This window comes from candidate division KSB1 bacterium (assembly GCA_034506255.1).
Lineage (GTDB): Bacteria > Zhuqueibacterota > Zhuqueibacteria > Zhuqueibacterales > Zhuqueibacteraceae > Coneutiohabitans > Coneutiohabitans thermophilus.
In genome coordinates, this window is the sequence record JAPDPX010000004.1 from 269259 (window position 1) to 290543 (window position 21285).

Annotated in this window: 12 protein-coding genes and 1 pseudogene; 7 read left to right on the plus strand and 6 right to left on the minus strand. The window is 61.6% G+C overall.

Going from position 1 to position 21285, the window contains the following annotated elements; genetic code table 11:
• The first annotated feature begins 98 nt into the window (after positions 1-98).
• Positions 99-4094 carry a T9SS type A sorting domain-containing protein gene (locus ONB52_09670; GenBank protein ID MDZ7416410.1) on the plus strand — a complete coding sequence of 1332 codons (3996 nt, stop codon included), beginning with the start codon at positions 99-101 and terminating at the stop codon, positions 4092-4094.
• Positions 4095-4525: 431 nt separating this feature from the next.
• Here ONB52_09670 and ONB52_09675 read toward each other — a convergent pair whose 3' ends face one another.
• Positions 4526-4774, minus strand: a complete 249-nt coding sequence (locus ONB52_09675) for a hypothetical protein (protein ID MDZ7416411.1) — start codon at positions 4772-4774, stop codon at positions 4526-4528.
• Between the two features lie 175 nt (positions 4775-4949).
• Here ONB52_09675 and ONB52_09680 point away from each other — a divergent pair, with 175 nt between their 5' ends.
• The 3 genes from ONB52_09680 (at position 4950) to ONB52_09690 (ending at position 10058) form a co-directional block, all read left to right on the plus strand.
• Complete coding sequence (locus ONB52_09680) at positions 4950-5369, plus strand: secondary thiamine-phosphate synthase enzyme YjbQ (GenBank protein MDZ7416412.1); 420 nt, start codon at positions 4950-4952, stop codon at positions 5367-5369.
• Positions 5370-5429: 60 nt separating this feature from the next.
• Entirely contained in the window at positions 5430-8147 is a 2718-nt protein-coding gene (locus tag ONB52_09685) for a M14 family metallopeptidase (protein MDZ7416413.1), read from the plus strand.
• Positions 8148-8597: 450 nt separating this feature from the next.
• Positions 8598-10058 (plus strand): trypsin-like peptidase domain-containing protein, encoded by a 1461-nt coding sequence (locus ONB52_09690; GenBank protein MDZ7416414.1) that lies wholly within the window; start codon positions 8598-8600, stop codon positions 10056-10058.
• 211 nt (positions 10059-10269) lie between these two features.
• Here ONB52_09690 and ONB52_09695 read toward each other — a convergent pair whose 3' ends face one another.
• The 3 genes from ONB52_09695 to rpsT all read right to left on the minus strand — a co-directional run bounded on the left by ONB52_09695 (position 10270) and on the right by rpsT (position 14584).
• Positions 10270-13227 (minus strand): type I restriction endonuclease, encoded by a 2958-nt coding sequence (locus tag ONB52_09695; GenBank protein MDZ7416415.1) that lies wholly within the window; start codon positions 13225-13227, stop codon positions 10270-10272.
• A gap of 86 nt (positions 13228-13313) precedes the next feature.
• Positions 13314-14198: a 3-hydroxybutyryl-CoA dehydrogenase gene (locus ONB52_09700; protein ID MDZ7416416.1), complete on the minus strand. Its 885-nt coding sequence runs from the start codon at positions 14196-14198 to the stop codon at positions 13314-13316.
• A gap of 119 nt (positions 14199-14317) precedes the next feature.
• Positions 14318-14584, minus strand: a complete 267-nt coding sequence (gene rpsT / locus ONB52_09705; protein ID MDZ7416417.1) for a 30S ribosomal protein S20 — start codon at positions 14582-14584, stop codon at positions 14318-14320.
• 205 nt (positions 14585-14789) lie between these two features.
• Between rpsT and ONB52_09710 the strand changes: the two are divergent.
• Positions 14790-15245 (plus strand): annotated as a pseudogene (locus ONB52_09710) (IS5 family transposase).
• A gap of 191 nt (positions 15246-15436) precedes the next feature.
• Here ONB52_09710 and ONB52_09715 read toward each other — a convergent pair.
• Together ONB52_09715 and ONB52_09720 are read right to left on the minus strand one after the other, a co-directional pair.
• Entirely contained in the window at positions 15437-15814 is a 378-nt protein-coding gene (locus ONB52_09715; protein MDZ7416418.1) for a phage integrase N-terminal SAM-like domain-containing protein, read from the minus strand.
• Between the two features lie 296 nt (positions 15815-16110).
• A complete protein-coding gene (locus ONB52_09720) occupies positions 16111-17568 on the minus strand; it encodes a hypothetical protein (protein MDZ7416419.1) in 1458 nt (485 codons plus the stop codon).
• A gap of 268 nt (positions 17569-17836) precedes the next feature.
• On the opposite strand from ONB52_09720, the gene hutH reads away from it, so the two are divergent.
• The gene (hutH, locus tag ONB52_09725) at positions 17837-19360 is read left to right on the plus strand and encodes a histidine ammonia-lyase (protein MDZ7416420.1); all 1524 of its coding nucleotides are present in this window, start codon (positions 17837-17839) and stop codon (positions 19358-19360) included.
• 1 nt (position 19361) lies between these two features.
• On the plus strand, positions 19362-20822 hold the full coding sequence (guaB, locus tag ONB52_09730) for an IMP dehydrogenase (protein MDZ7416421.1): 1461 nt from the start codon (positions 19362-19364) through the stop codon (positions 20820-20822).
• Positions 20823-21285 lie beyond the last annotated feature (463 nt).

A 21285-nucleotide genomic window follows, 5' to 3' on the forward strand; every position in this document is an offset into this window, starting at 1 on the left:
AGTGACGCCGGCGCACTCCGTCTCGACAAGCTTGCATTCGCCGTTGGCGAAGTGGTGTTTGCGCTGAAGATTTCCGGCTGAAGGAGAAGGAGGACGCTATGTCTGTCAAGCGTGGGTTGCAACGTGCCATATTTCCTGCCGCGGCGTTGCTGCTGTGGCCGGCCTCATTCCAGCCAGTCGTTGCCACCCCCCTCGTGAATGCCGGGTCATCCCTCCGGCAGCAGTTGGTTCGCATCTCACCCAACCCCATCATTCGTGAAGCGGCAGCCGGCCACCCGGTGTATTACGTGTTGACCATCGCCAACCTGGGTGAAACCGCCGACCGCTATCGTCTCGCCACCGCCGGTCATCTCTGGCCGGTGACAATTCTCACTGCGGATACGGCACGCAAGATCACGGAAACCGGCGAGCTGGCCGCGGGCGGGCAATTCAATTTCGTCATCCAGCTCGATGTCCCCAGCACCGCCGCCCGCGGCGTGCGTGACACGCTGTGGGTCGGCGTCACCTCACTCACCGATCCCGGCATCCGCGATTCCAGCTTCGTTGCCACCACCTCGCTGGGGGCCGCCGCCACTCTGCCGTTCATCGAAACGTTTGCCACCACCGCTTTGAGCCCGGTGCGCTGGCTGGACAACTTCGGGCCGGCGGTGATCAACAATCGCGCGCAAAACGAGCCGAGCCCGGCGTTTTCCCTGAATTTCGACGGCAGTGCCACCGGCGGTGATCTGGTGCAATCGCAGCCGATCAATCTCGCCGGCAAGCGCGACGTGGTTTTCCAGTTTGCCTATCAGCGCGGCGGCGAGGGCAGCAATTCGCCGGAAACCGGCGATGATTTTTTCGTGGATTACTACAACCGCGATGGGGAATGGCTCAATCTCATCACCCTGCCGGGGGCGGGACCCCGCCAAACCGTGTTTGAACCCGTCTCGGTTATTCTGCCGCATGATGCCTATCACAGCAGTCTGCGCCTGCGCTTCCGCAATATTGCCACGCCCGGGCCGTTCGATGACTGGTTCATCGATGACATTCGCCTGCTCGATTTGCCGCCGGCGCGGCTGCCCTTCGCCGACAGTTTCACGGAACGCACTCTCGCGGCCACGCTTTGGCCGGAAAACAACGGCGCGCTGGTGAATGATCTGGCGCTCAACCCGCCCAGCCCGCCATATGCGCTGAATCTGCCCGGTGGCAGCAGCGTGCAGAGCGTGCCGCTCGATCTCTCCGTCGAAAACGCCGTTTCACTGCGCTATTACTTCGAGCAAACCGGTGCCGGCGAAGAGCCGGATGCCGGCGACGATCTGGTGATCGAGTTTCGCGATGCCGCCAACAATTGGCAGGAATTGGTGCGCCATCCCGGAGAAGATGGCGGCCTGCCGGTGTTCACCCGCAAGGAAATCGTGCTGCCGCCGGCGGCTTATCACCGCAATTTTCGCCTGCGCTTCCGCAACACCGGCGCGCAGGATCGCGACGACTGGTTTGTCGATGACGTGCGCCTGGATGTGTTCGCGCCCTCGGATATCGCGGTGACGCCTGCCAGCATCACGGTCAAACTCTTCGAGAATGACCACACCACCCGCCTGCTCAGGATCGATAACACCGGTGTCGGCGATTTGTTCTACAGCCTGCGCATCGTGCCGCCAGATTTTGGCACGGCGCGGCGCCCCCCTGCGAACCAGCCTTTTTGGCGCTATCCCCGGTCACACTACACCGCCCCGGGCAAGCACGAGATTGACGGACGGCGCGGCCATCCCGTGGTGGCCGGGCGCGGGGGCCCGGACAATTTCGGCTACACCTGGCGCGACAGTAATGATCCGGCCGGCCCGACCTTCAACTGGCAGGACATTGCCGCGACCGGCACCCGCATCCCCGATGCCGGCGATGATGACAACCTCGGTCCGTTTGTCATCGGCTTTGCGTTTCCATTTTATGATTCCGTCTACACCACTTTTCGTTTCTGCACCAACGGTTTCATTTCCTTCAGCAGCACCTCCAGCGCCTTCAGCAACAACCCGGTTCCCAGCCTGGGTGTGCCGGATTTGGTGGCGCCCTTTTGGGACGATCTCGAGGTGCGGTCCGGCGCCGCCTACTATCATGCCGACGGCAACAAGCTGATCGTGCAGTGGCAAAACGTCCGGCGCGCGAGCGGCGAGGGCCCGTATACTTTTCAACTGGTGCTCACGCCCGAGGGCAACATCCTCTTTCAATATTTGTCGCTCGCCGGACCGGCAAATTTCTGTACGGTCGGCATCCAAAACCGCCAAACCAGTGACGGCCTGGAGGTGGCGTTCAACACGAATTATGTGAAAGACAGTCTGGCGGTGTTGATCAGCCGGCCGGCGAGCTGGTTGGCGTTCACCCCGCGTTTGGGCATTTTGGGCAGCGGCCGGCAGCAGGAGGTGGCACTGGAATTTCGCGCCGCCGGGCTGTCACCCGCGCTGACCTATCAGGCGGAATTGCGGGTGGAAAGCAATGATCTCGATGAGCCCAGCGTGCCGGTGCACCTCACCCTGGAAGTCCTGGCGTTGAGTGATACCACCCGCCACTTCCCCGATCCTGAAACCACGGCGGTGAGGTATCCCATGGTGATTGAACGGGCCACCATTGCCGGTGTCGATCTGGCGGCCGGCGATGAAATTGGCGTTTTCACGCCCGGCGGCAAATTGGCGGGCAGCGTGGTATGGCCGGCCCGGCCACCCGTCCGCCTGGTGGCTTACGGAGATGATCCCGCCACCACTGCGGTGGAAGGCTTTAAACGCGGGGAGACCATTTACTTCCGGATTTGGGACAGCAGCCGCGGCGAGCGCGACTACCCTGCCACCGCCACCTACACACGCGGCGACGGCTCCTTTGGCACGGCGGACTCCGCGCACATCGCCCTGCTCGCGGCACAAATCACTTTCACGCGGCGGCAAAATCTCACCGCAGGCTGGAGCTGGATTTCCCTCAACGTTGCGCCGGCCAATCCCGCGGTCGAGGCGGCTTTTCACAACACCAAACACCTGCGTATCCTGAAGGATTTGCAGGGTCATGTGTTCATTCCCAATCTGGTCAACACTCTCGGCAATATCAGCCCGCTGGCCGGTTATGCTGCTTATCTCGACGCCCCCGACAGCCTGAGCGTGGTGGGTGAAGAAGTGGCGCCCTTCACACCGATTCCGCTGGCGCAGGGATACAACTTCGTGGGTTATCTGCCCGCCGGGGCGCTTCCCGCGGTTGCCGCCTTTGCCTCGCTGCTCGACAATCTGGTGATTGCCAAGGACGATCAGGGCGGCTTTCTGATTCCCGCACTCGGTTTGATCAATACCATGGGAAATCTGCGGCCGGGGCGCGGCTACAAGCTCTATTTGAGCCGGCCGGACACGTTGATCTATCCGCTCGGTGCCGGCAGCGCGCTTGCGAAGATTCACGATCAGCCGGCTGGACCGAATGAAGTGCCCGTGCATTTCAGCGGGGTGGCGCGCGGTAGCGAAAGCTACATCGTGGTGATCACCGCCGCCCGCGTGGCGGAAAGTGCATTGCAGCCCGGTGACGAGATCGGTATTTTCACCCCCGCCGGCGAGCTGGTGGGTGCCGGGGTGTGGCCGGCCGGCGGTATGCTCGGCATTGCTGCCTGGCGCAGCGAGAGTCTGGCGGAAAACGAGGGCGCGGGTGGTTACGTGGCAGACACGCCAATGCAATTCCGCATCTGGCGCAAGGCGGAGAATTTGGAATTGCAAGCCACGCCGCGTTTTCAACGCAGCAACGGCACTTTCGAGCACGAGGCCTATGCGCTGGTGGAGCTGGAGGGCAGCCTGTTGCCGGCCGCTTTCAGCCTCGATCAGAGCCATCCCAACCCCTTTCCGCTGTTGCAGGCGGCGACGCCGGCACAAACGACCATTCGCTATGCCCTGCCGCAAGCCGGCATGGTGACGATTCGTGTGTACAACCTGCTCGGCCAGGTGGTGCGCACCCTGCGCCAGGAGCCGCAAAAAGCGGGGTATCATTCCCTGCAATGGGACGGCCGCGATGATCATGGCCGACTGGTCGCGCGAGGTGTTTATCTCTATCGCATGCAGGCCGGCGCTTTTCGCGCGGTCAGAAAATTGCTGGTGATGTGATTTGGCCGGGACCTCGAATTTGGTGAACGGTATCGCAAGCCAAGGCCGCAGCCCGTTTTTCCCGGACCTGCCAGTTCCGGTTGAATTTTTCATTAGTAATACAACGTTAAGCTGGCACCTCCACCCCGCCAATGCCATTCTGTAAGAATCTTCTTGCGTGCTTGGGATAATGTCAGAATAAGCATCAATCCCGGTACTCGGGAAGATTACCACGAAAATGCCGTCGCGCAGGCTTCCAGCCTGCTGCAGACAAGAGGTCTGCGCTACATTTTCATTCCGATGGGTGTCCATACGGGCAGGGCAAATTCCTCCGCAATGACAGTTTGGGGTTGCGGAGCGGATTTTACAACTTAACGTTGTAGTATTAGGCGTGCCGCGCAGTTGGACGACATCTCCAGGCGGGGCGTCGGCCGGCAAACCGATTTTACTTTTTAGAGGGGGAATATGGTCTTGGCAAGACTTCCGTTGCCCGCTTCACGCAGTGGCTGGCAGAACGCAACAACGGCCTGCTGGACATTTATGCCACGTTGGAACGTGCCACGAGCATGAATGACGTCGGTGTGGCGATTCTGGAAGCCACGCTGCACCCGGGAGTTTACAATCCCAAACTGGGCGAGAAAATCCGCGAGTGACTGGCCGGTTTTGTCGGCGAACAGACGCTGTTCGGCGTGATCATCCACGCCGACAAACTCAAAAAGATGCGCCCGACCTCAGCCGTAGTTCCCTGCCCTTTCTCAAACAGACACGGGAGCCTGTGCGCGATGAAGGCGCGCGCGGAGAGTATGTCTTCAAGGTGCGCAGGATGAGTTTGTCCATTGGCATGCGCAGCCGCAAGCAAATGAATGCCAAAACGTGATGCGTCAAGTTTCCCACATCCTGACTCTCCCCACGACGGGCAAGGGTTTGTATGAGTTCACCCGCGAGGTGCGGCGCTGGCTGGCGGAAATGCGGGCTGCCACCGGCCTGCTGACCGTCTTCGTGCAGCATACCTCCGCCTCGTTGCTGATTCAGGAAAATGCCGATCCCGAGGTGCAGCGCGATTTGGAGCGCTTCTTTCGCCGGCTGGTGCCGGAGGGCGACGCCCTGTTTCACCATCGCGCCGAGGGGCCGGATGACATGCCGGCGCATGTGCGGGCGGCGCTGACCGCAACTTCGCTCGGCATTCCCGTGCAAAACGGCGAGCCTGTCCTGGGCACGTGGCAGGGCATTTATCTCTATGAGCATCGCAACACCCCGCATCGCCGGCGCATTGTGCTGCATTTCATTGGTGATTGAGACGGCACCGTTTGCGAAATCATGCGGCTGGTATGAGTTCATGACTCTTTGGAGGAAGGAATGTCCCGCACCCCGTGGTTGTTGCTGTGCCCGAGTGCGACTTTGCTCGCCTGTTTTACCCTGCAGGCACAGATCTTGGAATTCTATCCCGGCGCGGTTTATCATCCTGCGATTCCCACACTCAAACAAGTCATTGGCCATGACTGGGCGGAAAAAGTCACGCTGCCGCATGAAGCGGAGCGCTATTTGCAGACGCTGACCGGCAGCTCGCCCCATCTAAAGTTGGTGAAGTACGCCGAGTCGTGGGAGGGCCGTGCGCTGCACTATCTCATCGTCGCTTCCGAGAAAAATATGCGCCGCCGCGACGAGATCAAAAAGGCGATGCGGCAGCTCGCCGCCGGCCGCGGCCTTTCTCCGGCACAGGCGGAGGAGCTGATCAGCAGCATGCCGGTGATTGTCTGGCTGAGCTACGGGGTGCACGGCAACGAAATCTCCAGTCCGGAGGCGGCGCTGCTCCTCGCCTATCATCTCACCGCCGCGCAAAATGATTCCGTGCGCAACCGCATTCTGGAGAATTGCGTGGTGATCATCGACCCGTTGCAAAACCCCGATGGTCGCGACCGCTATGTCAACTACCTGCGCCAAACCCAGGGCCGCTGGCCGGATGAACAGCCGTTGGCCGCCGAGCACAACGAACCCTGGCCCTCCGGCCGCACCAATCATTACCTCTTCGACATGAATCGCGACTGGTTTGCCCTCACCCAGCCCGAAACCGCCGGCCGCGTCCGCAGCTTTCTGGAATGGTACCCGCAGGTCTTTGTCGATCTGCACGAGATGGGCTTCAACCAAACCTACTACTTCCCGCCGCCGGCGAATCCCCATAATCCCAACCTCACCGCCGCGCAAATCGACTGGCTCACGCGCTTCGGCCGGAACAATGCCAAATGGTTCGACCGTTTTCGCTTCGACTATTTCACCCGCGAAATTTTCGACTCCTTCTATCCCGGCTATGGCGAGGGTTGGCCGTTGTTTCAGGGCGCCCTGGGCATGACCTATGAGCAGGCCGGGCCGGACGGCCTGGTGATTCGGCGCCAGGACGACACCCTGCTGCGCTACCGCGAGGCGGTGCAGCACCACTTCATTGCCTCGCTCGCCACCGCGGAGATGGCCGCCAGCCAGCGCGGCGAGCTGCTGCGCCTCTTCTTCAACTATCGCCGCGAAGCCATCGCCGAGGGCACGCGGGAAGCAGTGAAAGAATATGTGTTCCCGCCGGGCCGCGATCCCAATCGCACTGCCAGGCTTGCCGGCCTGTTGCTGCAGCAGGGCATCGAGGTCAAACGCGCGGAAGCGCCCTTCAGCAACCCCCGGGTGCGTGATTATTTCACCGGCGCCCTCAGCAGCCGGACGTTTCCCGCCGGCACCTTCGTGGTTTCGCTGGCACAACCAGCGAAGCGGCTGGTGCGCACGCTGCTCGACCGTCGCACCGAAATCGATCAAGCCTTCATCGCGGAACAATTGCAGCGCCGCAAAAAAAGGCTGCCGGATGAGTTTTATGACGTCACTGCCTGGTCGCTGCCGCTGCTCTACGGCGTGGAATGCCACCCCGTCGAAACCGCTTCCACCGGCAATCTCACTGTTTTGCAAACACCGCCGCGGCCGCAGGGTCGCGTGCTCGGCGGCCCGGCCCCCCTGGCTTATTTGCTGCCCTGGGGCAGCAATTCCGCCGCCGCTGCGCTGGCGGCGTTGTTGCAGCAAAATGTCCGTGTGCACACGACAGACAAGGAATTCGTGCACAACGGTGTCAAATTCCCGCGCGGCTCGCTCATCATCAAGAGCAGGGATAATCCCGCTGATCTGTTCGAACGGTTGCAACGGGTGGCGACGGAATACGGTGTGGAGGTTCATGCCACGGCCAGCTCCTGGGTCACTGAGGGTGTGAATTTTGGCAGCAATCAGGTGCGCTTCATTCCCCCGCCCAGAGTGGCGCTGGCCTACCATCTGCCCACCAACCCGCCCTCCGCAGGCTGGACGCGCTTTTTGCTCGAACAACAGTATGGCTACCCGGTGACAATCATCAACACCTGGCAGCTCGATGCCGCGGACCTCGACAAGTTCAACGTGTTGATCCTGCCGGACGGCTCGGATTATTGGGGCGGCGGCTATACTGCCGTCATGCGGGAAGGCCTGGTGCAACGGCTGCAGCATTGGATTCGCAACGGCGGCACCCTCATCACCTTTGGCGACGCGACGCGCTGGCTGACCGAAGAGAAAGTCGGCCTGCTGGCGACTTCACGCGAGTTGCGCAGCGGCAAACCCGAGCGCAAAGCGACCAAGGACAAAGAAGAGAAGCCCGCCGAAGCGGCCGCGCCGGCCGCCGCTGTCTATGATTACGCGCAGGCCGTGCAACCCAAAGAGGAATTGCCCGAAGCCACGCCGGGCGCGCTGTTGCGCATCGAGTTGGAGCCGTCGCACTGGCTGAGTGCCGGCTATGAAGAGGGGTATGCCGTGGTGATGGTCGAAAGCCGCAACATCTACACCCCGCTCACGCTCGACAAGGGGGTGAATGTCGGCGTCTATGCCGCGGAAGACAGGCTCATTGCCAGCGGTTTCACCTGGGAATCCTCGCGCAAGCAGCTCGCCAACAAAGCCTATCTCATGTATCAACCCTTGGGGCAGGGACACGTGGTGGCGTTTGCCGAAGATCCCAACTACCGCGCTTTCATGGACGGCCTGAATTTGCTGTTCCTGAACGCGGTGTTGTTTGGCCCGGCGCATTGAGCGCCAATTTGCCGCCGGCGGGCGATGCTGTTGCCGGCCAGCCGCATGCAACACCGCCTGACCGCTTGCTCATCGACAGGCACAGGTTGCCGGCGGACGCCGCGGGGCCGGGCCGTATTTTATTGACACAGGGAATGAATATCTCGTTGTAATGTCCCAGTTACGGTTGGAGACGGTCGCGCAGACATCATCTTGTCTGCAGGCAGGGATGCCTGCGCTACTCCCCACAGGTTCCTGAGAGATTAAATCTCGTTGCCTGCCGGAGCAGCACCATGACCACTGCCTTCCTGCCAGCCGGGGTCATGTAAAGCTTTGGACCACTGAGCGCCGCAGTTCACGGGATTGGCCGGCATGACAATGGGGGGAGCTCGCACCGGCAAATCCAGGCGGCAGGCCAATGGCTTTGCGCCTCCGGCAACGTCAGCCGAAAATGCAGCAAGGAGAGTACGCATGCAGGAGCAAACGCAAGCGGCAGCGCGCGTGCGGGCGCGGCCGCCGGCCCGCCATTTTCTGTTGTGTGCCGTTCTCACCGCATTACTCCTCACCCCCGCGCGGCAAATCGCTGCGCAAGCGCAACAGACTTCCCGCGGCGTGCCGGCCGCAACACCGGATTTCGTGCCGGCCGTCAGGCGCATTCTGCCCTCGGTGGTGGCGGTCTCCTGCCTGCGCATCCTTTCCGCGCAGGATTTGCAGCTTTATCGTGAACGCAGACCACGCGACCGTGGCCGGGAGTTCGAGCCGCCGCCCGAGTTGCAACAGCGCAGCACCGGCGCCGGCCTGATCATCTCTGCCGACGGCCATGTGCTCACCAACACCCACGTGGTGGAATTCGCCGACAAAATCACCGTGACGTTGCACGATCAGCGCACCTTTCCGGCACAAGTGCTCGGCGCGGATCCGCTTTCCGAAATTGCGGTGCTGAAAATCGCGGCGACCGGGTTGCAACCGGCGGTGCTGGGAAATTCGCAGGCCACACAGGTGGGCGAATGGGTGCTGGCGGTCGGCAATCCGCTGGAGCTGCGGTTCACGGTGACGGCCGGCATCGTGAGTGCGAAGGGCCGGCAGCTCAATGTGATTCAGGAAAGTTTTGGCGTCGAGTATTTTCTGCAAACCGATGCCGCCATCAACCCCGGCAACAGCGGCGGCGGGCTGTTCAACCTCAATGGCGAAGCGATCGGCCTCATTACGGCGATCGCCACGGAAACGGGCTATGATGTCGGGCTGGGCTTTGCGGTGCCGATCGATTTGGCCATGCGCATCGCGGCGGACTTGATGCGAAGCGGCAAGGTTGTGCGCGGCTATCTCGGCGTGGTGCTGCGGCCGGTGAAAGAGTTGGAGGCACGTGCCCTGGGGTTGACGGTGCCCACCGGGGTTTTCATCGATGACCTCTATGCCGGCAGCCCGGCCGAGCTTGCCGGCCTGCAGCCCGCCGATGTCATCCTCCGCATTGATGGCGTGCCGGTGAAGCAAACCAACGAGGTACAGGCGCGCATTGCTGCGCTGAAACCGGGCACGCGGATCACGCTCGAGATTTTCCGTGAGCAGCGCGTGTTGACAGTGCGTGCACGGCTCGCCGAGCTGCCGGCCAACGAGACGTTGTCGCCGCCGCCCGGCCCCCTGCCGGCATTCGAGAATCAGGGTATTCAAGCGGTGAACCTTGGCAGCTTGGAAGAATCGGATTTGCGGAAACCCTGGCGGGGCGGGGTGAAAGTAACGGCGGTGGCGCGCTACAGCCCGGCGGAACAAGCCGGGCTCATGGTGGATGACATCATCGTGGCGGTGAATCGCCAGCCGGTGCACACCACCGGCGAGCTGGCCGAGCAGTTGCGCCGTTTTGCGGCCGGCTCGGCAGTGATGCTGGCAGTGTTGCGCGCCGCCGGGCTGTATCACCTCTTTCTCGAAGTTTATTGAAGCGGCGCGGCGGCTTTGCGCCACCCCGATCCTGCTCGAAAGCAGCCTGTGGTGCCAGGGGTTTTCGCCCCGGTCCATGCCGCCTGGTTTTCCGGGAAGCGTGCGTGCCGGGCGCGGCAGGGTCGTGGAAATCGCGGGGAAGATGGGCACGCCGGCCGGAGGCATGCTTCGCGGCGGCCGGCGGCGAGGCGGGGAGTCCGGTGCCGGAGTTTCAGGAATGGCGATACGCCACCGTTTTGCCGAAACGGGCGTGAATCAGTTTCATCAAGGCTGCCACCAGCGGGTCCATCACCGGTCTGGGGCAGCGGGTATTGCGCAACACCTGTTTGAGTTGGCGCCGCATTTCGCGCTGAACGTCCTCTTTGGTGTTCCAATCGATGATTTCCATCCAGGGCGCGATGGCGGCGAGCATTTCCGTGGCCATCAGACGGTGTTGTTCCCGCCGTTGGGCGGCTTCCGCGGCGTCGGCGGCGAGATAGGTCTGCAGAATGCCGAACACCGCAAAGGCATCCTCCGAAAGCTGCAATTCGCCGGCGGCCGCCGCCGGTCCCGCGCGCAAGATCGCAATCTGCTCCCACAACCGGCGCTGTGTCTCGTTGTCATCGCAGCGCCCCTGCATCCGCTCGCGCAGAATCTCTTCGGTGTGCTGCAACAACCTGCCGTAGAAGGCAGGATCGCGCGCCAGACGCACGCTGGCTTCGTGCAGCAGCGCATGCTGCAGCCGGGCCAGCCGTGCCAGCGGCGAAGTCAGGCGCGCCACTTCCGTTTCGAAGCTCCTGTCGTAAACTGAAACATACTCCTTCAGGCTGAGTGGTGGCACTGCTTCGACATGGCGCGCCATCATCTCGCGCACTTTGGGGCTGGGCTGCGCTGCGGCCAGGGATTCATCGAAATAAAAGCTGGCTGCCTGTTGCCGGATCGTGTCGAACCAGCGTGCCTCGCCCAGCAATTTGCGGGCCTGTGCATGGGGCAGCAGAGAATCGAGCAGGCGGACAAAAGCGCGGAAAGTCTTGCCGAAGGTCTGGCGTGCCTCGGCTGGCGCCAGCGCGAGCAGCCACTGCTCGGTGCTCAGGCGGGAGAGATGCGTCTCGAAACACCCGAGCACCGCCAGATGACAGCGCTGCAATTCCGCGAAACGGGCGGCGGTGAAGCGCGGAGTGAGCACCTGCTGCACCTCCAGCGGATCGAACACCGCGAGCGCTTCGTCAAGATTCGTGGTGACGCCCCAGTAATCCACCAGCAGGCCGTTCAACTTGAACGGCGGGTGCTGCAGGGCGGTGAGACCGACCAGGTGCAACAGGCCTGCGCCGGCCGCCGGTTGATCGAGATAGATTGTCTGCAGCTCCGGCGGCGGTGTGACCAGCCCGGCAAGGGAACTGGTGATCAACAGCAGCGGCCCGGTTTCGGTGTGCAGCCGGTGCAGGGCATGGCTGTGGTCGGGAATATTGAGATAGAGATCGCGCCAGGGGCTGTCGGCTGCCGGCGCCTGGGCAAAGCGCACCGCCATCGGCGCAAAGTTGCGCGCGGCGAGCGCCTGATGGTACAGCGCGGTGGCCTGATCGCTGTGGGTAAGCAGCATGGCTTTGCAGCCATTGGCAGCGACATTGTGCGTGAAATGTTCAATCAGGTTCGCGGCAATGGCGGCGATGCGATCGAATTGCAGTGCCACCTGCACTTCACGGCTGCCGGCTGCCGATCCGGCCGGAGAGGCCGGTTGTATTTGCCGTTCCGGCAGCGGGCTTTCATGGTAAACCGGCACCAACAACTCATCCTGCCGGGCCTCGCGGTAGGTGTAGCGATGCAGATAATCACGCATGCCCGGGGGAAGCTGCTGTCGTTCACGGGGCGGGGGCGTGGCCGTTATTCCCACCAGGCAAGCATGCGGCAAGCATTGCCTGAGACGGCCGGCCCACTCCGTCAATTCGTCGTGATTCGGGCAGTCGAGGAGCGCGAGGGTGGCGTGCGCAGGCGGCGGTGCCGCGCCCTCCGCCAGAACAGCGGGCGGCGCCTCATTCGCGGCAAAACACCCGGTGTTTGCCAGCAGCACGGCGCCCGGATGGCGATGCAGCAGGTGCAGCAGCAGATCGGCTTGCCCGGCCTGCAACGGCGCCGGCAGGCCGTGATGTTCGCAGGCCTCGATGAGCTGGCGCCGGGTTTTCTCACAATCCGTGATGAGCAGGAGTGTGGTTCGGTGCCAGGCGGCCAGGTGCCGCAATTTCACCACCAGCGCACTGAGCGTCTTGCTTCTGCCGGTTCCCAGCGGATGCCAAATGATGCCGCCATCCTCCGGCCGGATTGCCGCACCCTTGCTGCGCAGCAAGTGACGCACGGTCAGTTGCACCGCCTGCCATTGATGCGGTCGTGTCAGACGCGCATGTTCCACCAGTGGAAAGGGCGCAAAAAAAACGAAGCCACGCACCAGATCCAGAAGATTGCCGGGCGCCAGCAAACCGGCAAGCAGCGCGTCGGCCGGCGTGGGAAAATCGGAAAGCCGGGAGGGCAGGGAGGCCAGCCGCCGCCGCAGCTCCTCCAGATTGAGTGGAAAGGGATCCGGCCACGGGCGGAATGCCCCGGGCGGAGAGCCGGGCGCAGCATAGTATGCCGCGTCTTTTTGCAGGATCAACAACAATTGCACGCAATGAAACAGGCGGGGAACACCGGCGGGCTGCTGCAATTCTTCCAGCCGCGCCCAGCCCTGCGCCAAACCGGCCGGACCCGATGCCGCAATTTCCGCGACTACCAGCGGAATACCATTGACAAAGATGACGAGATCGAGCGCCTGCTGGCCGGTGAAGCCCGGCACAGTGAACTGCTCGACCAGGAGAAATTCATTGTTCTCGGGATGGTCAAAATCGAAGTAATAACCGGGGCCAAATGCTTGATTCGAACGGGCGGGGGGAGCGGCACGGATGAGCTTGCGGTGGATTTGCCGGCGAATGGTTGCCAGCGGTGACGCGGAAGCCGGCGACAGCTCGGCCAATACCTGGGTGAGAGGTGGGGCACCGGGACGCATCTGCAGCCGGGTGAGCAGCAGGGTCTCGCTGGCACTGTGGCGTTCCTGCTGGAAGCCTTCCTCGGCGCCGTGCACATAGCGATAGCCGAAACCGTGCACCAGCAGTTCCGTTACCGTCCGCGCGATTTCAAAGTAATCCGGGGTTTTCAGGCTCATGGCCGTGTAATCGGAATGGAGGAAGCCGGGGGCCGCGAGGGCTGGCGGCGGCGCGTTCGCACCTGCGCCGGTGGCGGCCGGCCGGATTAAAGCCCCAAGTCCACCACGGTGGGCTGGCTGCCGGAGTAATCGTAAAAACCCCGGCCGGTCTTCCTGCCGTGCAAACCGGCGAGCACCATTTTGCGCAGCAGAGGCGGCGGTGCATATTTCGCGTCGTGATATTCTTCAAACATGATGTTGGCGATCGCGAGCGTGGTGTCCAGGCCGACGAAATCGAGCAGCGTCAGCGGGCCCATGGGATGGCCGCAACCGAGCATCATGCCTTTGTCGATGTCCGCCACCGAAGCCACACCATTTTCCACGGCGCGGATGGCATCCAGCAGATAGGGCACCAGAAGCAGATTGACCACAAACCCGGAATTATCTTTGCAGGCGATGGGTTCCTTGCCCAGGGTTTTGGCGAAGGCAAAAGCGGTTTGGAAAGTTGCGCTGCTGGTCGCGATCGTGCGCACGACTTCCACCAGTTTCATCAGCGGCACGGGATTGAAGAAATGCAGGCCGACGAAGCGATCCGGCCGTTGGGTGGCGGCCGCCATTTCGGTGATGGTGAGCGAGGAGGTGTTGCTGGCAAAAATGGTGTGACTCGGGCAGCCGCGGTCCAGCTCGGCGAAGATCTCCTTTTTGAGCGGGAGGTTTTCACTCACCGCTTCGATGATGAGATCCGCAGGGTGGAGATCCGCCAGACTGGTGGTGCCGTGGAGATTGCCCAGCACGGTTTGTTTCTGCGCCTCGGTGAGTTTGCCCCGGGCGACGCCCTTGTCCAGAAAATCTTGAATGCGGGCCAGGCCTTTTTGCAGCAATTGCTCATTCACCTCGCGCACGATGGTTTTGTAGCCGGCTTGCGCGCTGACCTGCGCGATGCCCGAACCCATCAGGCCGCAGCCGACGACGCCAACGGTTTTTATGTCCATCTTTCCTCCTCCAGCAAAGTGTCGTGGTGCCAGTTCGTTATCCGGGATTCGATTAAACAAAAAATGCCAGGCGCTGTGTCACGTCCGGCATTTCTCAATATCGGCGGCGGGGGTGAAAATCACGAAGCCTGCGCGGTGAAGCGGTTGCGATACCTCGCCAGGCGTGCCTTTTGGTTGGCAGCCTTGTTGGGGTGGATGATGCGCCGGCGCGCCATTTTGTCCAGCAGAGAAGAGGCCTCGCGGTAGAGCTTCTCCGCGGTGGTCAGGTCAGCGGCTGCCAGGACTTTCTTGGTCATGGTTTTCAACTCGGAGCGATAGCTGCGGTTGCGCGCCCGCCGCATTTTGTCCCTGCGGATGCTTTTTAGGGAGGCAGCATGGTGAGCCATGGATTTCCTAATTGCTTAAATTTGTTCACGATAATTTCTCAAAAACGGACGCCAATATAAAAAACAAGCCCCCGAATGTCAACAGGAAATTTGGCACCCACCAACCGTCCCAATCCAAAATGACTCTTCCCATCGCCATTTCCAGTGATCATGTCCACCCTCTGATGGGGGAGTGGCAAGTTATGGATGGTGCCATCCCCAGGAACCCTCTGACTGCACCAGGCAAGGCACCAAACGGCATCTTCTGACCGACGGCCGGGGTATTCCGCTGGCACTGGTGGTGAGCGGGGCCAATCGTAATGATTTCAAAGAAGCCAAAGCGGTGTTGGACCATCTCGTGATGGCACGCCCCCAACCGACCACGCGCAGGCAACAAAACCTGTGTCTTGACAAGGGCTATGATTATCCGGAGGTGGCGAAAATCGTGGCAGCATACGGTTACACCGCACACCTGCGGCGCCGCGGTGAAGAGCACGCACAGGAAAAGAACATTCCGGGTTATCGCGCGCGGCACTGGGTGGTGGAACGCACACACAGGTGGATGAATGGAAATCGCCGGCTGCTCATTCGTTGGGAAAAGAAGACGGCCAATGATGAAGCCTTTCTCCATCTGGCGTGTGCGATCATTGCCGTTCGCCGTACCCTCGCGGTTTTCGGATAGGCTCTGAGCATCTATCCCGGTACTCAGGAAAATTCCTCCGGAATGACAGTTTTGGGTTGCGGAGAGGATTTTAGAACTTAACGTTGTAGTACTAATCAGATATGCCTGCGGTTCTAACGCAGTCTCAACCGGACAGCACTGATTCGCGATGCTAGTTTACGCCGGTGAGTTGGCCGAAAACGGCTTTGACTTCAACGCATGTGAGCACGACCGGAAGGGCGCCCCGGTTTCTTTGCGCGAATGATCCCGCCCAATTGCCCGAGCGGCAGGTTGAGCACCTGGTTGTATTGAAACAAGAGGGCTTGCATGGCCTGATTCTGCGCAGAAGCAGGGACTTTTTCCCGGGTGGCGAGGCGGGAGAAAAAGTGATTAACCCCCGGCGTGCGCATTTCGTACGGATGGCGGAGAATATTAAATCGAACGAAGCGCTTGATCCAGCCGACACGGGCCTCTGCAGTGCGAGGACGAAAGTGCCTGGCACGGATCATGGCTCGTACTTGCTCGAGAAGCTTGGGCAGGGATGAAAATGAAGGTGGTTGCTCCTCGCGAGGGGAAAGAAGGCCGGTCAAACGTGCACTGCGGCTATGGTTCTCCGAAGGGGGAGAGGCAACTTTTGCCGAGGGCAACGACGGAGCTTGCAGGGGGATTCCTCGTTATTGCCGGCGTCCCGCGTGGTTGCGTGGAGCAGCCGCCCCAATTGATTGGCGCACGTATGCAAATCGGGCAATACATTTTCAAGGGGAATTTTTGGGGAAATCGGGGTATGATGTTGCTTCCGTTGCCCGGGTTTCTTGCGAGATGGCCTTTCTTGCCATCTTGTGATGCAGACCCTGTGCGCCGCTCATGCCGGGGTTGCGCCTGCCCGTCAGTTGTCCGAATCCATAATGACTTTGCCCAGCCCCGCTTCCAGCCGGCGCTGATCACGCAAGTGCACGACTTCAGCGAGTTCGCGCGCCACACGCGGGAAGGCATAGAGCATTTCACCCTCCGGGGAGACCAGTGTCTCACCCGGGAAGTCGAGCACGATTTCATGCAGGCCCCTTTCAACCGTGGTTGGTGACAGCTTTTCCTCCCGGGCGTTGTCGTTCACGGCCTGGTGGATCGCCCTGGCGGTCTGCGGTTTGCCCTGCTGTTGAAAGATGGCTTTGAACAGACGCTTGCGGATGTTGTTGTGATGCCGCCGGCGCCTGGCTGACTGCAGTTTGAACCAGCGTGCCAGTGGAATGATAAAAAACAGCAGGGAAAAAATCAGCGGCAGCCAGCCCAGCAGCAGATAGGCGGAGGTGGCGTGTGTGGCGATCCAACTGCCCAATCCCGGCAGAATCTCTTCCGGCAGCCGGCTTTGCAGCAGGCGGGGCAGGAGATGGTTGAGCAGGTAGAATGAAAAGGCGAGGTTGAATCCGTTCATGAGCACGATGGCAAGATTGCGGCCGGGGGTGTTGCCGGCCAGCTGGTATTCCGGTTCGTACTCATCCCAATAGTAGATGATCTGCGCTTCCTGCGTGCCGCCCACGCCGCGCAGGAGGTCGTTGAATTCGCCGTACAGCACGCCGTTTTCACTCACTTTCACCTCGCCTTGAAAACGCACCAGGCAGTCGGTGAGAAAGGTCTCGGCTTGTGCGAAATTCCAGCCGGCGAGCGCACACAGTTCGGTGGCCACCACGATGCCTTTTTGCCGGCGCAAATAGGCGGCGACTTCCTTGTGATTCTGCAGGGGATCGATGGTCACGCGCGCCGGGCCGAAAACGAAATCATACACCGAGGCAATGAAACTTTTCTTGTTTTGATTGATCGGCGAGGGCGTGGGCGCATAGTGCCGGTAGCGATAGCCGCGGCGGTCGGTGCGGTACAACACCGTGTCGGTATGCGTGCGCCAGCGGAAAATGGAGGTGAACAGGTCGCCGAGGAAATCCAGCGAGGGGCCGCGGTCCTTGCCGTTTTTGCGGCTGCTCATGGCAAGCACCAGCGCCACCAGGATGAGCAGGAAGAGCACGAAGTAAACCACCAGGGTGACGGCAATCCAGGCTTTGTAGATGACGGTGAAAACCCGCCACAAGGCGGCGGCGATTTCTGCGCGGCGTTCCGCCCAGGTTTTCTCCCCCCGGCGCTGCAGAGTTTTGCCGAAGTCATAGATCAAATCGCCATTTTCGGTGACCTGCAGCCGGCACACGTATTTTTGGATCAATTGTTCCAGGGCGCGACGCGCGTCGTCGATGAACAAACCGGTCGCGGCCGCGGCCTCGTTGAGGGTGAAGTGCCGCTCTCCCTTCTGCAGCCTTTTTTCCAGAATGCTCCCGGGATTTTGTATGACTGCGGTTGCCATACCATTGCTTTCCGTTTTGGGGATTTGCAATCAATCCGTGCCTGTGATCAGTGGAGAAAGCGCCGGCGCGTGTGAAACCGTCTACCGGTGCAACAGGGGCGTAGCGAATCGGCAAAATTACACCGATTTCCTCCGCAAGCAAGAGGAAAAACCACCGCGGTGACACACAGCCGTGGCGGGTGGCAGTGCTGGGCGGGCCGCGCTTCACGCAGGGGGAGGGAGAATTCGTTTGACTCTGGCGCAAAACTTCGCTATCATCCGCCACCTTATGAAGCACACCCTCGATGGCAAATCCCTCACGCTGGAAATTCTCGCCGAGGTGGCACGGGGCGACGCCGAGCTGGAATTGTCCGGTGAGGCACTGAGCCGCATGGAAAACGCGCGGCGCGTGATCGAAAACATTCTGCACAGCGGCCGTGTGCTGTACGGCGTCAACACCGGCTTCGGCAAGCTCGCCGATGTGCGCATCTCGCCCGATGATCTGCAAACGCTGCAGACCAATCTCATTCTCAGCCATGCCTGCGGCAGCGGCCCGGCGCTGCCCGCGCCGGAAGTGCGCGCGGTGATGGCACTCAAGCTTAACGCCCTGCTCACCGGTTATTCCGGCTGCCGCACGGTGCTGGCGCATTATCTGCACCACCTGCTCGCCAAAGATGTGTTGCCGGTGATTCCCGAGAAAGGTTCGGTGGGTGCCTCCGGCGATCTTGCGCCCCTGGCGCATCTGGCGCTGGTGCTCATCGGCCGGGGCGAGGCGCTGGTGCAGGGCCAGCGAGTCAGCGGCCGCGAGGCGCTGCGCTTCGTTGATTTGCAGCCGCTGGAACTGGCGGCGAAGGAGGGGCTGGCGTTGATCAACGGCACGCAGTTCATGGCGGCGGTGGGCAGCCTGGCTTATTTGCAACTGTCCACGCTCACGCGCAGCGCCGACATTTGCGGCGCGATGAGTGCGGAGGCGTTGTTGTGCACGCCGGTGGCGTTCGACCAGCGCATTCAAGTGGCGCGCGGCTATGCCGGCCAGCAGCAAGTGGCGGCCAACTTGCGGCGGCTGATGGCCGACAGCCCGATCCGCAACTCCCATCTGCAATGTCAACGCGTGCAGGATGCCTATTCGGTGCGCTGTCTGCCGCAGGTGCACGGCGCGGTGCGCGACTATCTCCAGCCACTGCGTGAAACCTTCACCATCGAACTCAACGCCGCCACCGACAATCCCCTGGTGTTCGCCGAAGACGGGGAGGTGCTCTCCGGCGGCAACTTTCACGGCCATCCGCTGGCGATCGCCTGCGATCTCATCGCCATTCTGGCTACGCATCTCGCCAGCATGAGCGAGCGCCGCATCGCCTTCATGATGGACAGCACGCTCAGCGAGTTGCCGCCTTTTCTGGTGAAGAACAGCGGGCTGAATTCGGGCTTCATGATCGCCCATGTCGCCGCTGCCAGTCTGGTTTCTGAAAACAAAGTGCTCAGTCATCCTGCTTCGGTGGATTCGATTCCGACGTCGGCCAACAAGGAGGATTTCGTCAGCATGGGCGCGCATGCCGCGGTGAAGGCACGCCATGCCGTGCAGAATGCCCTGCAGGTGCTGGCGATCGAGCTGGTCTGTGCCTGCCAGGCGCTGGATCTGCGACTGCCCCTGGAGCCGGGGCCGGCCACCCGTGCGGTGCGCAATCTCGTGCGCGCGCACGTGCCGCCGTTGACGGAAGACCGGCTGCTGGCGGATGATCTGGCGGCGGCCGCGCACCTGCTCGCCAGCGGCGCAGTCTTGCGGGAAGCGGAAAGCGTTATTGGAGAGCTGTGACATGGAAAAAGTCATTGGTGAAGCCCTGACCTTTGACGACGTGCTGCTGGTGCCGCAGGCTTCCGCCGTGCTGCCCGGCGAGGTGGATTTGCGGACCGGCTTTACGCGGCGCATCGCCCTGAACATTCCGCTGGTGAGTGCGGCGATGGACACCGTCACCGAAGCCAATCTCGCCATCGCGCTGGCGCGCCAGGGCGGCATTGGCATCATTCACAAGAACATGTCCATCGAGAAACAGGCTGCCGAGGTCGATGCGGTGAAGCGCTCGGAAAGCGGCATGATCTACAATCCCATCACGCTGGCGCCCAACAACACCGTGCGCGAAGCGCTGCAGCTCATGAGCCGTTATCACATCTCCGGCATTCCGGTGGTGGAGGGTGAGCTGCTGGTCGGCATCCTCACCAATCGCGACCTGCGCTTCGAGGACAATGTTGACCTGCCGATTCACCAGGTGATGACGCGCGACAATCTCATCACCGCGCCGCTGGGCACGACGCTGGAGGCCGCCGAGCGCCTGTTGCAGGAACATCGCATCGAAAAACTGCCGATCGTCGACAAGCGCGGCCGGCTGAAGGGCTTGATCACGGTCAAGGACATCAAGAACAAAAAAATGTATCCCAACGCGGCCAAGGATGAACGCGGCCGGTTGCGGGTGGGTGCGGCAGTGGGCGTCGGCCGCGACACCCTGAATCGCGCCGCGGCTCTGGTGCAGGCGCATGCCGATGTGCTGGTGGTGGACACCGCGCACGGCCATTCCGAAGGCGTGATCAAAACCGTGCGGCAACTGCGCGAAGCCCATCCCGAGGTCGATTTGGTCGCGGGCAATGTGGCCACCGAAGCCGGCGCCCTGGCGTTGATCGAAGCCGGCGTCGATGCGGTGAAAGTGGGCATTGGCCCCGGCTCGATCTGTACCACGCGCGTGGTGGCCGGCGTTGGTGTGCCGCAAATCACGGCGGTGATGGATTGTGCCCGGGTGTGCCGCAAATTCGACATTCCCCTGATTGCCGACGGCGGCATCAAGCAGACCGGTGACATTGCCAAGGCGATTGCCGCGGGCGCGGATACCGTCATGCTGGGCAATATGCTGGCGGGCACGGAAGAAAGCCCCGGCGAGATGATCTATTTGGAGGGCCGCAGCTACAAAACCTATCGTGCCATGGGGTCGATCTCTGCCATGCGCCAGGGCAGCAGCGACCGCTATTTTCAGGAGGGGCGGAAGAAACTGGTGCCGGAGGGCATCGAGGGCCGTGTGCCCTATCGCGGCAAACTGGCGGACGTGGTGTTTCAAATGATCGGTGGTTTGCGAGCCGCGATGGGGTATGTCGGGGCTGCCACCATCGCCGAGCTGCAGGAAAAGGGCCGCTTCGTGCGCATCACCTCCGCCGGCCTGCGGGAAAGCCATCCGCACGACGTCATCATCACCCACGAAGCCCCGAACTACAAGCTGCACGGCAGTAATTGACATCGCACGACAATTGAGTGAAGCGCCTGCCGCTCAATCTCCAGCGGCGTATTTCGCCGCCGTTTGCTTGCCAGGACAAATCACGGCGCCGGAACCCGATTCCTCGCCACCGGTTTTCGCGAGACCAGGGCCGGAGGAAGCTCCGCCGGCCCCTGCCAGGATCGCCCCTGCCTTGCCTGCCTCGTATCTGCGCGTGTGTGGCATTCCCCGCCGGGCGGCGCCGAAGGTTGACTCGCGATCAAATCTCTCAATCTCCCTGTCGTTGGGTATGTTTTCCGGTTCTATCCTCATCGGTGTGGGTAAATCGTGACGCGGCACGCGGGCACCACCAAATTCTCCGGACGCGGCGCGACCCGGATTCACACGGATTTTTACCTGCAGTGATCCGCACAAATCTGAATTTTAAAGACTGTGTTGATCGTCATGTGCAATGGCATACCCATCGTGATCAAAACGTCGCCTA